The 18,135-nt window shown below is 36.3% G+C and carries 21 protein-coding genes and 1 pseudogene; 8 read left to right on the forward strand and 14 right to left on the reverse strand.

Translation table 11 applies throughout. From position 1 onward, the window contains the following. Positions 1-207: 207 nt before the first annotated feature. On the forward strand, positions 208-408 hold the full coding sequence (locus tag CN326_RS01790) for a YlaI family protein (RefSeq protein ID WP_141524951.1): 201 nt from the start codon (positions 208-210) through the stop codon (positions 406-408). Between the two features lie 342 nt (positions 409-750). On the opposite strand, the gene CN326_RS01795 is transcribed toward CN326_RS01790, so the two are convergent. The 3 genes from CN326_RS01795 to typA form a co-directional block, all read right to left on the reverse strand. Further along, positions 751-1,026, reverse strand: a complete 276-nt coding sequence (locus CN326_RS01795; RefSeq protein ID WP_098305647.1) for a hypothetical protein — start codon at positions 1,024-1,026, stop codon at positions 751-753. 13 nt (positions 1,027-1,039) lie between these two features. Next, on the reverse strand, positions 1,040-1,342 hold the full coding sequence (locus tag CN326_RS01800) for a YlaH-like family protein (RefSeq protein ID WP_098305649.1): 303 nt from the start codon (positions 1,340-1,342) through the stop codon (positions 1,040-1,042). Between the two features lie 173 nt (positions 1,343-1,515). Next, entirely contained in the window at positions 1,516-3,360 is a 1,845-nt protein-coding gene (gene typA / locus CN326_RS01805) for a translational GTPase TypA (RefSeq protein ID WP_098305651.1), read from the reverse strand. A 140-nt stretch (positions 3,361-3,500) separates the two neighbouring features. Between typA and CN326_RS01810 the strand changes: the two genes are divergently transcribed. Beyond that, on the forward strand, positions 3,501-3,680 hold the full coding sequence (locus CN326_RS01810; RefSeq protein WP_098305653.1) for a DUF5325 family protein: 180 nt from the start codon (positions 3,501-3,503) through the stop codon (positions 3,678-3,680). A 67-nt stretch (positions 3,681-3,747) separates the two neighbouring features. Here the strand turns inward: CN326_RS01810 and CN326_RS01815 are convergent, their stop codons facing one another. Further along, positions 3,748-4,536 carry an inositol monophosphatase family protein gene (locus tag CN326_RS01815; protein WP_098305655.1) on the reverse strand — a complete coding sequence of 263 codons (789 nt, stop codon included), beginning with the start codon at positions 4,534-4,536 and terminating at the stop codon, positions 3,748-3,750. A gap of 88 nt (positions 4,537-4,624) precedes the next feature. After that, on the reverse strand, positions 4,625-4,813 hold the full coding sequence (locus tag CN326_RS01820) for a hypothetical protein (protein ID WP_035429204.1): 189 nt from the start codon (positions 4,811-4,813) through the stop codon (positions 4,625-4,627). 208 nt (positions 4,814-5,021) lie between these two features. On the opposite strand from CN326_RS01820, the gene CN326_RS01825 reads away from it, so the two are divergent. Next, positions 5,022-5,648 (forward strand): YktB family protein, encoded by a 627-nt coding sequence (locus CN326_RS01825; RefSeq protein WP_098305657.1) that lies wholly within the window; start codon positions 5,022-5,024, stop codon positions 5,646-5,648. A gap of 82 nt (positions 5,649-5,730) precedes the next feature. Here CN326_RS01825 and CN326_RS01830 read toward each other — a convergent pair whose 3' ends face one another. After that, positions 5,731-6,000: a UPF0223 family protein gene (locus CN326_RS01830; protein WP_098305659.1), complete on the reverse strand. Its 270-nt coding sequence runs from the start codon at positions 5,998-6,000 to the stop codon at positions 5,731-5,733. Between the two features lie 290 nt (positions 6,001-6,290). On the opposite strand from CN326_RS01830, the gene CN326_RS01835 reads away from it, so the two are divergent. Both CN326_RS01835 and CN326_RS01840 read left to right on the forward strand, forming a co-directional pair. Beyond that, entirely contained in the window at positions 6,291-7,766 is a 1,476-nt protein-coding gene (locus CN326_RS01835) for an aminotransferase class I/II-fold pyridoxal phosphate-dependent enzyme (protein ID WP_301287713.1), read from the forward strand. Positions 7,767-8,099: 333 nt separating this feature from the next. Then, positions 8,100-8,930: a protein-glutamine gamma-glutamyltransferase gene (locus CN326_RS01840; protein ID WP_098305663.1), complete on the forward strand. Its 831-nt coding sequence runs from the start codon at positions 8,100-8,102 to the stop codon at positions 8,928-8,930. A gap of 31 nt (positions 8,931-8,961) precedes the next feature. Here the strand turns inward: CN326_RS01840 and CN326_RS01845 are convergent, their stop codons facing one another. Continuing rightward, positions 8,962-9,093 carry a GapA-binding peptide SR1P gene (locus CN326_RS01845; protein WP_098305665.1) on the reverse strand — a complete coding sequence of 44 codons (132 nt, stop codon included), beginning with the start codon at positions 9,091-9,093 and terminating at the stop codon, positions 8,962-8,964. A gap of 200 nt (positions 9,094-9,293) precedes the next feature. After that, positions 9,294-9,590, reverse strand: coding sequence for a DUF3055 domain-containing protein (locus tag CN326_RS01850; protein ID WP_098305667.1), 297 nt, complete (start codon positions 9,588-9,590; stop codon positions 9,294-9,296). 136 nt (positions 9,591-9,726) lie between these two features. On the opposite strand from CN326_RS01850, the gene CN326_RS01855 reads away from it, so the two are divergent. After that, on the forward strand, positions 9,727-10,119 hold the full coding sequence (locus CN326_RS01855) for a DUF1885 family protein (RefSeq protein ID WP_098305669.1): 393 nt from the start codon (positions 9,727-9,729) through the stop codon (positions 10,117-10,119). On the opposite strand, the gene CN326_RS01860 is transcribed toward CN326_RS01855, so the two are convergent. The 5 genes from CN326_RS01860 to pdhA form a co-directional block, all read right to left on the reverse strand. After that, positions 10,116-10,352 (reverse strand): hypothetical protein, encoded by a 237-nt coding sequence (locus tag CN326_RS01860; RefSeq protein ID WP_098305671.1) that lies wholly within the window; start codon positions 10,350-10,352, stop codon positions 10,116-10,118. The two genes, CN326_RS01855 and CN326_RS01860, sit on opposite strands and share 4 nt — an antisense overlap. 578 nt (positions 10,353-10,930) lie before the next feature. Continuing rightward, positions 10,931-12,343: a dihydrolipoyl dehydrogenase gene (gene lpdA / locus CN326_RS01865; protein WP_098305673.1), complete on the reverse strand. Its 1,413-nt coding sequence runs from the start codon at positions 12,341-12,343 to the stop codon at positions 10,931-10,933. A 6-nt stretch (positions 12,344-12,349) separates the two neighbouring features. Further along, positions 12,350-13,633 carry a dihydrolipoamide acetyltransferase family protein gene (locus CN326_RS01870; RefSeq protein ID WP_098305675.1) on the reverse strand — a complete coding sequence of 428 codons (1,284 nt, stop codon included), beginning with the start codon at positions 13,631-13,633 and terminating at the stop codon, positions 12,350-12,352. A 101-nt stretch (positions 13,634-13,734) separates the two neighbouring features. After that, positions 13,735-14,712 carry a pyruvate dehydrogenase complex E1 component subunit beta gene (gene pdhB / locus CN326_RS01875; protein ID WP_098305677.1) on the reverse strand — a complete coding sequence of 326 codons (978 nt, stop codon included), beginning with the start codon at positions 14,710-14,712 and terminating at the stop codon, positions 13,735-13,737. A 3-nt stretch (positions 14,713-14,715) separates the two neighbouring features. After that, a complete protein-coding gene (gene pdhA, locus CN326_RS01880) occupies positions 14,716-15,831 on the reverse strand; it encodes a pyruvate dehydrogenase E1 component subunit alpha (protein WP_098305679.1) in 1,116 nt (371 codons plus the stop codon). Between the two features lie 583 nt (positions 15,832-16,414). On the opposite strand from pdhA, the pseudogene CN326_RS01885 reads away from it, so the two are divergent. Both CN326_RS01885 and def read left to right on the forward strand, forming a co-directional pair. Further along, positions 16,415-16,540, forward strand: a pseudogene (locus CN326_RS01885) (YjcZ family sporulation protein); the annotation flags it as partial. Positions 16,541-16,645: 105 nt separating this feature from the next. Continuing rightward, positions 16,646-17,200, forward strand: a complete 555-nt coding sequence (gene def / locus CN326_RS01890) for a peptide deformylase (RefSeq protein ID WP_098305681.1) — start codon at positions 16,646-16,648, stop codon at positions 17,198-17,200. 125 nt (positions 17,201-17,325) lie between these two features. Here def and CN326_RS01895 read toward each other — a convergent pair whose 3' ends face one another. Continuing rightward, entirely contained in the window at positions 17,326-18,099 is a 774-nt protein-coding gene (locus tag CN326_RS01895; protein WP_098305683.1) for a Cof-type HAD-IIB family hydrolase, read from the reverse strand. Between the last annotated feature and the right edge of the window lie 36 nt (positions 18,100-18,135).

An 18,135-nucleotide genomic window follows, 5' to 3' on the forward strand; every position in this document is an offset into this window, starting at 1 on the left:
ATGTAAGAAACCAAGAAGGTAAGACTCTGCCCGTAGGGTTCAACTAGCCATCAGCAAAAATTCAAGCTCCTCGCTGATAGTTGTTTCACTTTATATAATAACTTATTTTTCGAATTGCGAAAATATTTATTTTTTCTTCTATAGTTCAAAAATATCTAGCACCCATGATATACTAAAGTACGATAGAACTTGTGCTGAGGTGAAGAAATGAGAGTCAAATGTATTCTTTGCGATAAAAAAGAAGATTTAAATGACGAAAATCCAGTGGCGAAACGGCTTCGTAACCGTCCTATTCATACATATATGTGCAAACAATGTACAGATCGGATTACAGAACGTACTTTAGAACGAAAAGCAACAGGGCATTTTAGATTGTATCGTGATAAAACAGTAGAAGATGAATGGTAATCTATTACAAGAAGTATATGCTGAATTTACAAGTGGAATAACCATGGAAATTTTGTTAAAAACAATTGTGCACATAATGTAATACTGGTATTTATTATAGACTTTATTCCTATCGTTAGGGCCATTCGTTTTCCAAAATAGATTTTCCCCTTACCATCTTTCTCTGTTCCTCTTGAACAATGGTAGCAATAAAGTGAAACTTCCATCACCAACCGGGCCCTTGCTATCCTGAAATAGCGAGATAAAACAAACATCACTCTATAGTAGACCGACGTCCATCTCCTATATGATGCAATACTATGTGCAACATACAAATAAGCCCTTATCAAATACGATAAGAGCTTATTTATATTTTTCTGGCTCACGGTTCATCTGATCTAGAAAACAATCGATCAGTTCAAGCGGAAACCTAGTTGATTTCTTTTCCCCTTCTTTTTCATATGTAACAAAATACATATCTTCTTTTTTTTCTACCATAATATGTTTCAACTGATGATCTTCATGTAACATATTATGAAAGAACATATATGTTTCTTGCGCAGCCTCATCATACGGACGAGCTTCTGCAACAATTTTAATCGTTAACCAATTATATATTGCATCTTGCACAGAACGCATCTTCATTACCCCTTTAGCTTGCTTTTTGATGTTTCGCTTGACGCAAACGCAATTTATATATACCAAGTATAATAATCGCTACAACAAGTCCCTCTCCTATTGGTAGAAAGATAGCAAAAAACGTTAAAATAGTACAACCAAGTATTAATACAGTATAAATTACTACATTCTTTAATAAAGGTAATTTTCTAGCAAACCCTAAATTATAAACAATAATGCTAAATATAATAATGGTACCGTAAAGCAACCACATCCCCACTTCTGGATTGACATCTACATTGTACAACTTCGCAAAAAATGACATTTTTTCAAGCACTACACTTTCCCCCTTACTCACGCAGATGAATAACAACTCATTCTATTTCATTTCCAATTTACCTACTATAAGAGTACCCTGCAAAAAAAGTACTGTCCACAACAAAAAGAGAATTTTCAAAAAATAATCACAATAAAAAAGCTGCCTTTTATCAAAAGGCAGCTCTATATTACTTAAGCTTCTACAGATTTCTTTTTCTTAGCAGCTCTTTCGCGCTCACTCTTATCAAGAATCTTTTTACGAAGACGAATTGATTCTGGAGTTACTTCACAGAACTCATCATCGTTTAAGTACTCTAATGATTCTTCTAAAGTCATTAAGCGTGGTTTTTTCATTGTTGAAGTTTGATCTTTCGTCGCAGAACGAATGTTAGTTTGTTGTTTCATTTTTACAACGTTAACTGTTAAATCATTCTCACGTGTATGTTCTCCAACAATCATACCAGCATATACTTCTGTACCTGGTTCAACAAAGATTACACCGCGATCTTCAACTTGCATAATACCGTATTGTGATGCTTTTCCTGTTTCAAGTGAAACAAGAACACCTTGGCGACGTCCACCAACTTGTCCAGCATGTACTGGTTGGTAGCAATCGAATGTATGGTTTAAAATACCATAACCACGAGTTAATGTTAGGAATTCTGTCGTGTAACCAATTAAACCACGTGCTGGAACCATGAAAGTAAGGCGAACTTGACCGTTTCCGTTATTCACCATGTCTAACATTTCACCTTTACGTGCACCCATTGATTCCATAATAGAACCAGTGTATTCTTCAGGCACATCGATTTGTACGCGCTCTACAGGCTCACATCTTACGCCATCAACCTCTTTAATAATTACTTCAGGCTTAGATACTTGAAGTTCATAACCTTCACGACGCATGTTTTCAATTAAGATAGATAAGTGTAACTCTCCACGTCCAGATACAATCCATGCATCAGGAGATTCTGTATTATCTACACGTAAACTCACATCTGTTTCTAATTGTGAACGAAGACGCTCTTCAATTTTACGAGATGTAATATATTTACCTTCACGACCTGCAAATGGGCTGTTATTTACAAGGAATGTCATTTGTAGTGTCGGCTCATCAATACGTAATAACGGCAATGCCTCTTGATGTTCAACTGGACATACCGTTTCACCAACGTTAATGTCTTCCATACCAGAAACAGCTACTAGGTCTCCAGCTTTTGCTTCTTCAATTTCTTGACGTTTTAATCCCATGTAACCAAATAATTTTGTTACACGGAATTGTTTTACACTTCCATCAACCTTCATTAATGCAACTTGTTGTCCTACTTTCATTGTACCGCGGAATACACGACCAACTCCGATACGACCTACATAATCATTATAATCAAGAAGTGCTACTTGGAATTGAAGTGGCTCTTCACTGTTATCGATTGGTGCTGGAATATGATCAATAATTGTATCAAATAATGATTTCATATTCTCTTCTTGGTTTGCTGGATTTGAATCTAAGCTCGCTGTTCCGTTCATTGCTGAAGCAAATACAACAGGGAACTCTAATTGATCTTCACTTGCACCAAGTTCAATGAATAAATCGATTACTTCATCAACTACTTCATCAGGACGAGCAAAGTCACGGTCAATTTTGTTTACTACAACGATTGGAGTTAAATTTTGCTCAAGAGCTTTCTTTAAAACAAATCGTGTTTGTGGCATACAACCTTCATATGCATCAACAACAAGTAAAACACCATCTACCATTTTCATGATACGTTCTACTTCACCACCGAAGTCAGCGTGTCCAGGTGTATCTAAAATGTTAATTTTTTTATCTTCATAATGAATCGCTGTATTTTTCGCTAAAATAGTAATACCGCGTTCTCTTTCTAAATCATTTGAATCCATTGCACGTTCTTCAACGTGCTCATTTGCACGGAACGTCCCCGCTTGACGTAATAATTGGTCAACAAGTGTTGTTTTACCATGGTCAACGTGGGCGATAATTGCTATATTTCGTAAATCTTCTCGTTTTTTCAACATGTCCAACTCCTAGTGTCTTTTTAATCCTTCTCTATTATAAGAGCGAAGGGATACAATGGCAAACAAAATAAAATCAAGGATGAAAATATAGTTGTATTCTCACTTTTGTGAAAGTACAATGAAATTGGAGGGTGAAATATATGGAACAGATTCAATATCGCTTTTTATTCACAGCTATCATTGGCGTTATTTTTATGATTGGTATCGGAATTATGATTGCTGAGAACAGCCCAATCGGTGTTATTATTTGCATTATCGGTACGATTTTTACAATCGGATACGGATTTATAACAAAACGAAAAATGCGTAAACTACGATAACAACAAAAAGTAAGAAGCGATTTTCTATGCCTCTTACTTTTTTGTTTTTTCTATGGATTTTATACTCTTATTGTACATATTGCAATACCTCTTCATATACACCTGGTCTTGCAACGAGAACGCTGCTCTTCTCAATAATTCGAAGTGGATCGCCATTAAAGGTCGTTACTTTGCCTCCAACCTCTTCTACAATAATCATTCCTCCGCCGAAATCCCATGGAGATAACCGAGGCGTCACATATGCATCCAATCTTCCTGTCGCTACATATACCATTTCAAGTGCTGCACAACCATACGAACGTGTTCCTCTTGCCTCTTTTACAAGCTGTGCCATCTTTCTCATATCAAGACGAGGATTATCAGTAAGCCACGTTGCATTTACAGCAATAACTCCTAAGGATACTTGACTCGGCTGTAACAACGGAATTTCTATATCATTACAAAATGCTCCTGCACCCTTTTGCGCATGATATAACTCATCATGAACTGGATCATATACGAGACCAATTTTTCCGATACCGTTCTCATAGATGCCGATTGAAATTGCAAAATTTCGCTTTTGATGAACAAAATTCATCGTACCATCAATCGGATCAATTAACCACACAATCCCATCTGATGAAGCTAACTCATCTCCATATCCTTCTTCTCCAAGAATATAATGTTCCGGAAAGGTATCTTTAATTTTCCCAATAAAAAACTGTTCAATTTCCCGATCCATATTCGTTACTAAATCCGAGGCATTTGACTTCGTTTCGATAATAAGAGATTGCTTCAATGATGAAACCAGGTGCTGTCCAGCCTCTTTTATCCATTGTTTTGCGTACGCATCAATTTCTTTCCACACCTCTTGCATATTTAAACACTCCGATCTGTACAGTTCACAGAAAAAACGAACCCTTTATAAGGTTCGCACCAACTAAATTTTTATACATACACTATTATTACGCTTCTAACCGAATCATTTCAAGTCTTAACACTTCTAATTTTTTCATACATTCTTCTTTTTTCATATCATCATTTTCCATCATCGCATCATATAGAGTTGCTAATTCATAATCTAACTCTAAACGTAACACCGGAATTCTCTTCTCCGCATCTGTTCTTTTTAACGCATTAATTACCTGTCTCATATTCGTTTGCCTCCTCCCAATATTCGTTTGCCCTCAATCGGAAAATTTACTTAATTTTCTGATTTTTTGTTTTATACTATATTATGTGGGATAAATCATCTATGCAACTAATTTGTATTTTTATCTGAAATTTTTTTATAAGCATCTTTTTTATGAATTGTACAAGCTATGCTAGAATAGAAACAAACTAGGAGTTGGGGGAACAACCATGACATCAAAAATTTTCAAAGAAAAAGATTTTACAGTATTCTCTGTGGATGGTCTGGAAGAAAGAATGGCTGCAATTAAAATGAATATTCATCCGAAGTTAGAGGCTCTCGGCGAACAATTTGCTCATTTCTTAACGAAAGAAACTGGTGAATCCTTTTTCTATCATGTAGCAAAACACGCACGTCGTAAAGTCAATCCACCAAACGATACTTGGGTTGCATTTTCAACAAATAAACGCGGATATAAAATGTTGCCACATTTTCAAATTGGATTATGGGGTACACATGCTTTTATATACTTTGGTTTAATTTATGAGTGCCCACAAAAAATGGAAACGGCTCATGCCTTTTTAAAACATTTAAATGATTTAAAAGCAAATATACCAAATGATTTCGTTTGGTCCATTGACCATACTAAGCCTGAGGTAAAATCACATGATACCCTTCAATTAGAAGAGTTACAGAAAATGATCGAGCGGCTATCTACCGTAAAAAAAGCAGAGTTATTAGTAGGAGTTCATATGTCTCCAGAAGAGTTTACAAATCTTACTGATGAACAATTTATCAAAAAAATCGAAGCGACGTTACACTCACTCCTTCCTTTATATAAAATTTGTAATCGATAAAGCAAAACGGACAATACATGTATTGTCCGTTTTTTGTTGTTATCCCATTATAACACTTCATGTTCTATTTTTCAAAATTTTTTTACATTTTCACGATATCTTCTTCTTCTAAATTTTTCGCCTTTTGAATTGTTCGATAAATGGAATAACCACTCACTTCTTGAAATTCTTTGTCGATTTTCTTTTCTTCTGCTTTCCCTGGTACAATCTCTTTAAAATGGCGATACAAACTCATAAGATTTTCTCTCTTCAACCCTTTCTCATAAGCTTGCTCAATTGCTTCATAAAATTTAATTACTGCAACCATTTCTTCCGTTGACCAATCATAATCAATTGGATATTGATATTCCATGATAACACCTCATTTATTCCATTTCGATCTTACTTGTCCCACTCTTTGCATTATACACTATTTCTTATTTTTTACGCATTGACCTTCCTGCGTAAAAAAAAATGATAATTACCATTATTATTTTTCTATACATCTTCCAATATAGGTGATATAATGCTTTTGGTTTGTAGAACATAAAGTGATCATTCAATTAGTAGCGTAGACCTTCTCTCTACTATTGTTTAGTGAAACAGGATAAACATAAAACAAAACTAATAAATATTAATAATAATGAAGAAGGGGTGTATAAGTTGTCCCAATACGAAACACCATTGTTTACTGCTTTAATAGAGCACAGCAAGCGCAATCCAATCCAATTCCATATCCCAGGCCATAAAAAAGGTCAAGGAATGGATCCTGAATTCCGCGAATTTATTGGGCATAATGCATTATCAATTGATTTAATTAATATTGCACCGCTCGATGATTTACATCACCCAAAAGGTATGATTAAACAAGCGCAAGATTTAGCAGCAAAAGCATTCGGTGCTGATCATACATTTTTTTCTGTACAAGGAACAAGTGGAGCAATTATGACAATGGTGATGAGTGTTTGTGGTCCTGGGGATAAAATTCTTGTACCACGTAACGTTCATAAATCTGTTATGTCAGCGATTATTTTTTCAGGTGCAAAGCCGATTTTTATTCATCCAGAAATTGATCCAACATTAGGAATTTCACATGGAATTACTATTCCTTCTGTAAAAAAAGCACTTGAAGAACATCCTGATGCAAAAGGATTACTTGTCATTAATCCAACATATTTTGGTTTTGCAGCAGACCTGCAACAAATTGTCGACTTAGTTCATTCCTATAATATACCTGTTTTAGTGGACGAAGCTCATGGTGTTCATATTCATTTTCATGATGAACTACCGATGTCAGCAATGCAAGCTGGTGCCGATATGGCCGCAACAAGTGTTCATAAATTAGGCGGCTCATTAACACAAAGCTCCATTTTGAATGTAAAAGAGGGGCTTGTAAATGTGAAGCATGTTCAATCTATTATTAGTATGCTTACAACAACTTCAACGTCTTACATTTTACTAGCTTCGCTGGATGTCGCAAGAAAACGTCTTGCAACAGAAGGACGAGAGATTATTACGAAAACAATTCAATTAGCAGAAACAGTTCGAAAACAAGTAAATGATATTGAACATCTATATTGCCCTGGTAAAGAATTACTAGGAACAGATGCAACTTTTAATTATGATCCAACAAAACTCATCATTTCTGTAAAAGAATTAGGAATTACAGGACACGATGCCGAGCTATGGTTAAGAGAGCAGTATAATATAGAGGTAGAGCTTTCTGATTTATATAATATCTTGTGCCTTGTTACACTTGGAGATACAGAAGAAGAAACAAATCTATTGGTACACGCTCTACACGATTTGTCAACTACATTTAAACATATGGCAGAAAAAGGCGTACAAGTACAAGTCGAAATTCCAGCAATTCCTGTACTTGCGCTATCTCCGCGTGATGCCTTTTATTCTGAAACAGAAGTTGTTCCTTTTGCAGAAGCGGCCGGCCGCATTATAGCAGATTTCGTTATGGTCTATCCACCAGGCATTCCAATTTTTACACCTGGTGAAATTATTACACAAGAAAACTTAGACTATATTCAAAAAAATTTAGCAGCAGGATTACCAGTGCAAGGACCTGAAGATATGACATTACAAACATTGCGTGTCATTAAAGAATATAAGCCAATTAGCGAATAACGCCCTTCCCACTTCATATCTTTGAAGTGGGATTTTTTCTTTACAATTATATACCTCTTTATTTTCACAGTATTTTTCTTATGCACCCTTTACTCGCCTATTCATACGATATAAGGTGAAACTTCCATTAGTTTGTTTTTTACTGATGATTAGTTGAACCAATCGGGATCTTAGGTTTTCCTCTTGAATTTCTCAAAACTTTCATCAGTGGTAGTTTGAGGGATTAGACACGTCTCAGTAGCACTCTTCTTTATTTCTTCTTAATTTTTGGGATAAAATCTCACTATCCGTTAATTCCAAATAAAATGAATGTAAATATATAGGTGGGATCTTATGATTGTAATTGGCCGTTCCATTGTACATCCATATATAAAGAATGAAAACGACCCCTTCTTTTCGGAAAAACAACAAATTTTAGAAATCATGACAGGAAATCAAGAAGTATATAATTTTCAATCATTACAAGAGTTAAATTTTGATATAAATATACGTGTTCATATTATTACTTCCGCTTTAGAGTTGTTTCAGAGCGGATTACAATTCCGTACATTTGGGCAATCTTACTGTAATCCTGAATTTTGGGAACGCACTCATTTAGGAGGCTTTCAACTTCGCCCTAATATGTTACCCTCTTTCGCGATTCGTGATATTTTTGTAAATGGTAAAAAATACGGAACAGAATGTGCAACTGCGATGATTATTATCTTCTATAAGTCACTATTAGCTCTATACGATGAAGAAACGTTTAATCGCTTATTTGCAAACTTGCTTTTATATACATGGGACTATGATAAGGATTTGAAACTAATTACAAAAACCGGAGGAGAAATCGTTCCTGGTGACCTTGTTTATTTTAAAAACCCACAAGTAAATCCGGCAACAATTGAATGGCAAGGAGAGAATGCAATTTACTTAGGAAATTTCTTTTTTTATGGGCATGGAGTCGGTGTAAAAACAGAAAATCAAATTATAGATTTGCTCAATCAACGACGTATTCCTTTCGCTTTTTTATCAGCATACTTAACAGACTCTCTAACACGTATAGATAGCCGTATGATGAGTCGATTTGCTTCTGAGAAGAAAATACAAACACAACTTGAACTCATTCCAATTCGAGATGATGCCATTATTGCAACAGTTGGTCATACAACTTCAATTCACTAAAAAACGCCTGCATATGCAGGCGCTTCCTTATTTATTGGGCTTTAGTATGCTCTTTATGCTCACAATCGCATTTAGAGCTACATTTTCCGTATAATACCGTTACTTTTTCATCCTCAAAATGTGCAATTGTGCTCTCACAAACTTGACATACGATAGTTCCCATTTTAAATTTCCCCCTATTATTGTAATCCCCAAGACCTTTTTGTAACCGCTTAACTTTCTGTCTTTATTTTAATATGTTATACTTTTTTCGTCAATAGTTTTTAAGTATGACACATTAATTATTTTTTAATTTTATTAGTATGAAACATTTATAATTAAAAAGCAGCCGTATATTTTATAATTACGACTGCTTTTTAACAATTATTCCTCATATTCAGCATGCACGGATGTAGGTGGTAGCAGAAACTTAAAAAACTCTGCAAGATCTGCTGCTTCTTCACTCGTTTTTAATTTAAAGACAGCTTGTAAATGTTGCACATCCTCAATATCATCCTGTCCAAGGAGAGTTGCTCGACCAGTTTGCATACAAACGACAAGCGGTTTACCAAAAAACATAGTCGTATACACTACACCAAAATCATACCGAGTCTCATTTGTCATGAAACCAAGAAAACGGACTTTTGCTTTTTCATGTTCATCATATAATTTTTCAAACATCGTCTCTCGCTCTCCTTTCTTCTTGGTTTTTCCATATTGTATATATTAAACAAAAAAGGAGATATCCCTTTTTAATTGTCAAAAAATTTACAACAATGTTAAAATAGTGATATATTATGTCATTAGGAGGCTTATTATGCAGGATGCATTCATTAAACTTGTCCCAAAGTCAAAACAGCAATCTATCTCATTAGACGATGTAAAACAACTCTTTCATTATTATAAAACGATTACAGCCAAAACAGGCCAACAAATCGGCTTTACATACTCAAGTACTGCCTTTCCATACGAAATGGTTGATACATCTGACACAACTCTCTATCTAAAGTCTAATCATGAACGCTACCATTCCATTTATGTAGGAATAGGTATAGAAAACGAACAATCTTTTGTGCAAATTACATTACCGCCTTCTGCAACATTTGGGGATAAAGGAAAAGCTAATGAATTTTGTAGATTTTTAGCAAAAAAATTAGAAGGGGAATTACAGCTTTTTAATGGAAGAACAATGTACTTTTATAAACGTTAACCAGTAAAAAATAATAGCTTACTCATAAAAAAGAGCACGCTATTTACAACAGTGAAAAAAAACGCCTCTTTTCTAGAGTGCAACATAATATTGGCAATAATATAAGCTAAATAAAAAAATACAAAAAAGAGCAACACTTTGTAATGCAGCTTATCACGGTCTGATAATAATAATACAATTGAAAATCCGCTCCATATGATGAAATGGAGGAATGAAACCAATGTTATTCTCATGGCATTGCCTCCTTTCGCACGTCCTATTTTATTACAATATATGGGCGCCATAAGAAATCATTACATAATATAAAGAAACACACTTTAACTATCCTAAAAACGAGGATAAGTAAGGTGTGTTTACTTTTTTAAACGAACTATCATATGTAACTAACAGTATATACAGAACTGAAATAAAACAAAACTTCCATCAATACGTTTTCTGCTCATGGTTAGTTAAACCAATCAGGCTTTTACGGGCAGTAAGACCCACCTATCTTCCTCGCTTCTCTCTGAATCTTTAGGTGGGTCTTACTGCCCGTTAATGCGGGATAAAACACATAAGAAATAAGAGGGACTTTAAGTCCCTCTTATTTTTATAATGAAATTTCTTTAATTCTACATTATTATCCAATTTATTGAGTAAAAAAGAGGCATGATACAATTACAAAGCACTTATTAAAGCCATTTTGAAAAACTAAAGGGGAAATTAAAAAGAGTGTTAGTGCCTAAATCTGAAATTAGATTTAGGCTCATTTCTTCTAAATAAAACAACCGCCTCCTAGATACTAGAAGACGGTTGTTTTATTTATCTTATATTATTTTACAATGTGAATTGGCATTCCAAGAGCAACTTCAGCTGCTTCCATTGTAATTTCACCTAATGTTGGGTGAGCGTGGATTGTTTGAGCGATATCTTCAGCTGTCATTCCAGCTTCAATAGCTAAACCAATCTCAGAGATAATATCAGAAGCGCCTGCACCTGCAACTTGTGCACCTACAAGAAGACCATCTTCTTTACGAGTTACAAGCTGTACGAAACCGTCTGTGCTATTTAAAGATAATGCACGACCGTTAGCAGCGAATGGGAATTTAGACACTGCTACTGTCATTCCAGCTTCTTCTGCTTGCTTTTTCGTATAACCAACAGATGCTAATTCTGGATCAGTGAAGCATACTGCTGGAATTCCGATGTAATCAATTGCTGCTGCATGGCCACTAATTGCTTCAACAGCTACTTTACCTTCGTAAGAAGCTTTGTGAGCTAATGGTGGTCCAGGAACGATATCACCAATTGCATAGATATTTGAGACGCTTGTACGGCATTGCTCATCAATTTCGATTAGACCGCGATCAGTCATTTTAATTCCAACTTGCTCAAGACCAATTTCTTGAGTATTTGGACGACGACCTACAGTTACCAATACATAATCAGCTTCAACAGTTTGTACTTCGCCTTTTACTTCGAAGCTAACTGTTACGCCATTTTCAGTTTCTTCAACGCCTTTAGCCATAGCTTTTGTATGGATTGTTACGTTTCCTTTTTTCTGAAGCGCACGTTTTACAACTGTGCTCATTGCTTTTTCGAAACCAGCTAAAATTTCGTCGCCAGCTTCTACTACAGTAACTTCTGTACCGAAGTTAGCATACGCAGTTCCTAATTCCATACCGATGTAACCGCCGCCGATTACAACAAGTTTCTTAGGAATTTCAGGTAAGCTTAATGCACCTGTAGAGTTGATAACACGTTTAGAATATTTGAATCCAGGAATTTCGATTGGTGTAGAACCAGTTGCAAGAACAGCATTTTTAAACGTATACGTTTGAGCTGCTTCTTCAGTCATTACACGTAATGTGTTTGCATCTACGAAGTAAGCTTCACCGCGAATGATTTCAACTTTGTTACCTTTCAGAAGGCCTTCTACACCGCCAGTTAATTTCTTAACTACGCCGTTTTTCCATTCTTGAACTTTTGTGAAGTCAACTGTTACGTTTTCTGCAGTAATACCCATGTCATCAGAATGTTTTGCATTCTCATAACGATGTCCTGCATTGATTAATGCTTTAGAAGGAATACATCCAACGTTTAAGCATACACCACCAAGGTTAGCTTTTTCAATAATAGCTACTTTTTGTCCTAATTGTGCTGCACGAATTGCTGCAACATATCCACCAGGACCTGCACCAACAACGACTGTATCTAATTCAATTGGGAAATCTCCTACTACCATTGTTTATTACGCCTCCATTACTAATAATTGTGGGTCGTTTAATAGACGTTTAATTTGGTTTAATGCTTTCTGAGCAGTTGCACCGTCGATTAAGCGATGGTCAAAGCTTAAAGATAATGCTAATACTGGAGCTGCAACGATTTCACCGTTTTTCACAACTGGTTTCTCAGCGATACGGCCGATACCAAGGATTGCTACTTCTGGGTGGTTGATAACTGGAGTGAACCATTGTCCACCTGCAGAACCAATGTTTGTAATTGTGCAAGAAGCACCTTTCATTTCAGCTGGAGCTAAGCGACCATCACGGGCTTTACCAGCAAGTTCATTGATCTCGTTAGAGATTGTGAAGATAGATTTGCGATCTGTATCTTTAACAACTGGTACTAATAGACCTTTGTCTGTATCAGCTGCGATACCGATGTTGAAGTAATGTTTATGAACGATTTCTGAAGATGCATCATCTAAAGAAGTGTTCATCATTGGGTATTCACGTAATGCAGATGTTAATGCTTTTACAACGTATGGAAGGTAAGTTAATTTAATACCTTTTTCAGCTGCAACAGCTTTGAATTTCTTGCGATGAGCAACAAGTTCAGTTACATCTACTTCGTCCATTAATGTTACGTGAGGAGCTGTATGTTTAGAGTTAACCATTGCTTTTGCAATTGCTTTACGGATACCGCTCATTTTCTCACGAGTTTCTGGATATTCACCAGCTGGAATTGGTTGTGCTTTTGGAGCTTCTTCTTTCGCAGCTGCTGCTGGAGCTTCTGCCGCTACTGGAGCTTCAGTTGCTACTACTTGTCCACCATTTGCAAATGCATCGATGTCAGCTGTTACAACACGGCCGTTTTTACCAGTACCAGCTACTAGACGAATGTCTACACCTTTTTCGCGTGCATATTTACGAACAGATGGCATAGCAATTACGCGCTCATTAACTACTTCTGCAGTTGCTGCTGGAGTAGCTGCTGCTGGAGCTTCTTCTTTTACTTCTTCAGCTTTTGGAGCTTCGGCATGATCGTCACCTTTAAATTTAAGGTTTTCATAACCAGGAGCGTCAAATTTAACAAGAACATCTCCTACTACTGCTACTGTACCTTCTTCTACAAGAATGTCAAGTACTTTACCTTTAACTGGAGAAGGAATTTCTACAACAGCTTTATCATTTTGTACTTCAAGAAGTACATCATCTTCGTTTACTTCATCGCCTGGTTTAATAAACCATTTTACGATTTCACCCTCGTGGATACCTTCACCAATATCTGGTAATTTAAATTCAAATGCCACGGAATTCAGCCCCCTGATTCATATCATTATTATTGGATAATGCAAAAGAAATCAGCATGTGCTAACTTCTTTTGCACATAAAAGTAAAAGTCAAATTAAAATTAGAAGTTCATTACTTTGTTAACAGCTTCTACAATATCCTTGTGGTTTGGTAACCATACACTCTCTGCTTCAGAGAATGGGAATACTGTATCAGCAGCTGCAACACGTACAACTGGAGCTTCTAAGTTTAAGATTGCACGGTCATTGATTTCCGCTACAACGTTAGCTGCAATACCAGCTTGTTTTTGAGCTTCTTGAACTACAACAACGCGGCCTGTTTTTTCAACAGAAGCAATAATTGTTTCGATATCTAATGGTTGAACTGTACGTAAGTCAACAACCTCTAAAGAAATGCCTTCTTTTTCTAGTTCTTCAGCAGCTTTTAATGCAGCATGTACCATAGCACCGTACGTGATAACAGATACATCTGTACCTTCACGTTTTACATCAGCTTTACCAAGTTCAATTGTGTATTCACCTTCTGGTACTTCTTGACGGAAAGAACGGTATAATTTCATGTGCTCTAAGTAAATAACTGGATCGTTATCACGAATTGCAGAAATTAAAAGGCCTTTTGCATCGTATGGAGTAGATGGAATAACAACTTTTAGACCAGGTTGTTGTGCAACTAATCCTTCTAAGCTATCAGCGTGTAATTCTGGTGTATGAACACCACCACCAAATGGAGAACGAACTGTAATTGGAGCAGTCCAACGTCCACCAGAACGGTAACGCATACGAGCCATTTGACCAGAAATTGAATCCATTACTTCGAAAACGAAACCGAAGAATTGAATTTCAGGAACTGGACGGAAGCCTTCAAGTGCTAAACCAATTGCAAGTCCGCCGATACCAGACTCTGCAAGTGGAGTATCCATTACACGGTCTTCACCGAACTCAGCTTGTAACCCTTCAGTAGCACGGAATACACCGCCGTTTACACCAACGTCTTCACCAAATACAAGTACGTTAGGATCGTTTTTCATTTCAACGCGTAAAGCATCAGTGATTGCTTGAATCATTGTCATTTGAGCCATGGCTTACTTCGACTCCTTTTCTTTGTAAATTTCATACTGTTCAGCTAAGTTGTAAGGCAATGTTTCGTACATGATTTCCATTAAATCAGTAACTTTTTGTTTTGGAGCTTGGTCCGCTTTAGCAATCGCTTCTTTAATATCTTCTTTAGCTTGTTCGATTACTTTTTCTTCTTCTTCTTGAGACCAGATGCCTTTGTTTTCTAAGAACGCACGGAAACGTACGATTGGATCTTTTTGTTCCCATTCGTTTTCGATATCTTTTGTACGGTAACGAGTTGGGTCATCACCAGCCAATGTATGTGGACCGTAACGGAATGTTAAAGTCTCGATTAAAGTAGGGCCTTCACCATTTACTGCACGCTCACGAGCAAAAGCAGTTGCTGCGTATACAGCTAATGGGTCCATACCGTCTACTTGGATTCCGTAAATACCTGCTGCAACTGCTTTTTGTGCTACAGTTTTTGCTGCAGATTGTTTTTCTACTGGAGTAGAGATTGCATAACGGTTGTTTTGAACAACGAAGATTGCTGGAGCTTTGAATGCACCCGCAAAGTTCATACCTTCGTAGAAGTCACCTTGAGACGCTCCGCCGTCACCAGTGTAAGTAATTGCAACAGATTTTTTACCACGTAATTTCATACCTAACGCAACACCAGCAGTTTGGATGATTTGCGCACCGATAATAATTTGTGGAGAAAGTGCATTTAAATCTGCAGGCATTTGGTTACCCATGAAATGTCCGCGAGAGAATAAGAATGCTTGGTATAGTGGTAAACCGTGCCATACTAATTGTGGAACATCACGATATCCTGGTAAGATGAAATCTTCTTTTTCAAGAGCAAAATGACTTGCTAATTGAGAAGCTTCTTGTCCAGCTGTTGGCGCATAGAAACCTAAGCGACCTTGACGGTTTAAAGAAGTAGAACGTTGGTCTAATACGCGAGTATACACCATACGACGCATTAATTCTTTTAATTGATCATCAGTTAATTCTGGCATAGCTGCTTCATTCACAACTTCGCCTTTTTCATTTAAAATTTGTAATGTTTCAAATTGAGCTGCGATAGCTTTCATTTGCTCATCAACATTAAATAGGGCCTTTTTTGTTTTAGTACCCATTCCGTTCACCTCTTCCTCTCTTACACCATATTCTTAAACGCTTTCACTAGCTCTCGCTAAAATGAAAGCATAAGCGCGAAAACTGACGCACCATTCATCAGTTATTGAATAATTTGTGCACCTAACAATCTGTACTAATGTTTTTGTTTAAACAAATTAATACAATCTTGATCACGTTTTTTAGTTTACAACTATTCTAATCACCATGTCAATCACTTTGATTTCGAAATTTTTTTCGAAAATCATCGAGGTTTTCTTAACAAATACACGTTTTCAAAATACGATCTGTATTAGTGAACAAAAACCTCCTGTTATATTATTCCCTTTTCACACATATTTTGATCATAGAATAATATGTAAACGATTTACTTCACTCTTATTTTTTGTCCTATGCTAGTAAAAATATGCAGCATCTATCTCCTTTTAGGCAAATAACTATAACATTTTTCTTCTTTCTTCCATACATTATACTAACCGCAGCATTCGCGGAAATGGTAAAGGAGGTCAAACCATGTATAAAGGAGGTCAAACCATGTACGGATACACTCAATGTTATTACCCAACAGCTTGCCCATATCCTACGTATGGATATGGGGGATATGGGGGATATGGGGGATATGGTGGTTGCGGCGGATTTGGAAGCGGCTTTGCTTTAATCGTTGTATTGTTTATTCTTTTAATTATCGTCGGTGCTGCTTGCATCCGTTAATGTAAAATGAAACAACCATAAAAGAACAAGGCTGTTTGGCCTTGTTCTTTATCATGACTTTTTTCATAACCTTTGGTAGACTAAATATGAAAGGAGAGATTGCATATGCTTACAATGAATGATGTGATTCGTGAAGGAGATCCTATTCTACGAACAGTTGCTGAAGAGATAGCTTTGCCAGCAAGCAAAGAAGATGCACATATATTACGAAAGATGATTGAATTTGTTATTAACAGTCAAAACCCCGAAATGGTTGAAAAATATAATTTACGTCCTGGAATTGGTTTAGCAGCGCCTCAAATCGGTGTTTCTAAAAGAATGATTGCTGTTCATGTAACGGATAGAGATGGGACATTATATAGCTACGCTTTGTTTAACCCGAAAATTATCAGTCATTCTGTAGAACGTACATACTTACCAGGTGGCGAAGGTTGTCTGTCAGTGGATCGCGAAATTCCTGGTTATGTGCCTCGTTATACTCGCATTACTGTAAAAGGAACAACAATAGACGGTGAAGACGTGAAACTACGTTTAAAAGGTTTACCAGCAATTGTTTTCCAGCATGAAATTGATCACTTAAACGGCGTTATGTTTTATGACCATATTAATAAAGACAATCCATTTATCATTCCAGAAAATGCAACACCTTTAGAAAGATAAAATGAAACTTCTATCAGTGAGGACCTTTACTGCCCGCTAATAGCGGGATAAAAAATTAGTCTGTTTTCACTGAAGTTAATGAAAACAGACTAATTTTTAAATGGAATAGTTTTCATACCAGTCCTTTATAATAATCCTGCCCACTGCAATCCATGCAGAATACCATCTTCTGCAACATCTTTCGTTACATAATTCGCAAGTTTCTTCAAATCTTCATGTCCATTTCCCATAGCAATTCCTGTCCCTACGGTTTCAATCATTTCTAAATCATTTAACCCGTCCCCAAATGCATAAACTTGTTCTCGAGTGAATCCAAGCTTTTCAATAAATTTTTCAATTCCGTTCGCTTTCGATCCTCCCATTGGAATAATATCCATGGAATACGCATGCCAGCGAATAAAATGAAATTGCGGATAGTCGCTGATAAACTTTTCTTCTTCTCCTGCCCTGCAAAATAAAAGCGTTTGATAAATGTCACGCTTTTCATAAAAACTAGGTTCAAACACAGGATGGCTCATGCGAAGACTAGCAAAGCTTTCTGTTACATAATGATGTGATGCCACCGTTGCTTTCATATCTTTATGATCTAAATAAACAAGAGGATAGCTTGCCTCTTCTGAAAACTTTGTGAAGGCATGTAATGCCTCTGGATGTAAAGGATTTTTATATATAACTTCATCTTCAAATACAACATACTGCCCATTGAAACTTACGTAATTATGAATATTTAGCTCTTGACGAATATCTTCAAACATAAATGGTGCACGTCCTGTCGCAATTGCTACATGTACCCCATTTTCTTGAAGGCGACGTACAGCTTCTTTTGTAGATTGTGGTATTTCCTTGTTATGATCTAACAATGTTCCGTCAATATCAAAAAAGACAATTTTATCGTTCATTTCCATAACCCTTTCTACTTCATCGATTCAAACGTA

The sequence above is a fragment of the Bacillus sp. AFS018417 genome (assembly GCF_002560985.1).
GTDB lineage: Bacteria > Bacillota > Bacilli > Bacillales > Bacillaceae_G > Bacillus_A > Bacillus_A rhizoplanae.

What these genes read in the sequence shown, in the direction of transcription:
- pdhB (WP_098305677.1), bottom strand. Translation starts at nt 14,712, where the DNA reads ATGGCTCAAATGACAATGATTCAAGCAATCACTGATGCTTTACGCGTT.
- CN326_RS01860 (WP_098305671.1), bottom strand. Translation starts at nt 10,352, where the DNA reads ATGAGAATAACATTGGTTTCATTCCTCCATTTCATCATATGGAGCGGA.
- CN326_RS01795 (WP_098305647.1), bottom strand. Translation starts at nt 1,026, where the DNA reads ATGCGTTCTGTGCAAGATGCAATATATAATTGGTTAACGATTAAAATT.
- CN326_RS01845 (WP_098305665.1), bottom strand. Translation starts at nt 9,093, where the DNA reads ATGGGAACTATCGTATGTCAAGTTTGTGAGAGCACAATTGCACATTTT.
- lpdA (WP_098305673.1), bottom strand. Translation starts at nt 12,343, where the DNA reads ATGGTAGTAGGAGATTTCCCAATTGAATTAGATACAGTCGTTGTTGGT.
- def (WP_098305681.1), top strand. Translation starts at nt 16,646, where the DNA reads ATGCTTACAATGAATGATGTGATTCGTGAAGGAGATCCTATTCTACGA.
- CN326_RS01850 (WP_098305667.1), bottom strand. Translation starts at nt 9,590, where the DNA reads ATGTTTGAAAAATTATATGATGAACATGAAAAAGCAAAAGTCCGTTTT.
- typA (WP_098305651.1), bottom strand. Translation starts at nt 3,360, where the DNA reads ATGTTGAAAAAACGAGAAGATTTACGAAATATAGCAATTATCGCCCAC.
- CN326_RS01830 (WP_098305659.1), bottom strand. Translation starts at nt 6,000, where the DNA reads ATGGAATATCAATATCCAATTGATTATGATTGGTCAACGGAAGAAATG.
- CN326_RS01820 (WP_035429204.1), bottom strand. Translation starts at nt 4,813, where the DNA reads ATGAGACAGGTAATTAATGCGTTAAAAAGAACAGATGCGGAGAAGAGA.
- CN326_RS01790 (WP_141524951.1), top strand. Translation starts at nt 208, where the DNA reads ATGAGAGTCAAATGTATTCTTTGCGATAAAAAAGAAGATTTAAATGAC.
- CN326_RS01895 (WP_098305683.1), bottom strand. Translation starts at nt 18,099, where the DNA reads ATGAACGATAAAATTGTCTTTTTTGATATTGACGGAACATTGTTAGAT.
- CN326_RS01810 (WP_098305653.1), top strand. Translation starts at nt 3,501, where the DNA reads ATGGAACAGATTCAATATCGCTTTTTATTCACAGCTATCATTGGCGTT.
- CN326_RS01855 (WP_098305669.1), top strand. Translation starts at nt 9,727, where the DNA reads ATGCAGGATGCATTCATTAAACTTGTCCCAAAGTCAAAACAGCAATCT.
- CN326_RS01825 (WP_098305657.1), top strand. Translation starts at nt 5,022, where the DNA reads ATGACATCAAAAATTTTCAAAGAAAAAGATTTTACAGTATTCTCTGTG.
- CN326_RS01840 (WP_098305663.1), top strand. Translation starts at nt 8,100, where the DNA reads ATGATTGTAATTGGCCGTTCCATTGTACATCCATATATAAAGAATGAA.
- CN326_RS01815 (WP_098305655.1), bottom strand. Translation starts at nt 4,536, where the DNA reads ATGCAAGAGGTGTGGAAAGAAATTGATGCGTACGCAAAACAATGGATA.
- pdhA (WP_098305679.1), bottom strand. Translation starts at nt 15,831, where the DNA reads ATGGGTACTAAAACAAAAAAGGCCCTATTTAATGTTGATGAGCAAATG.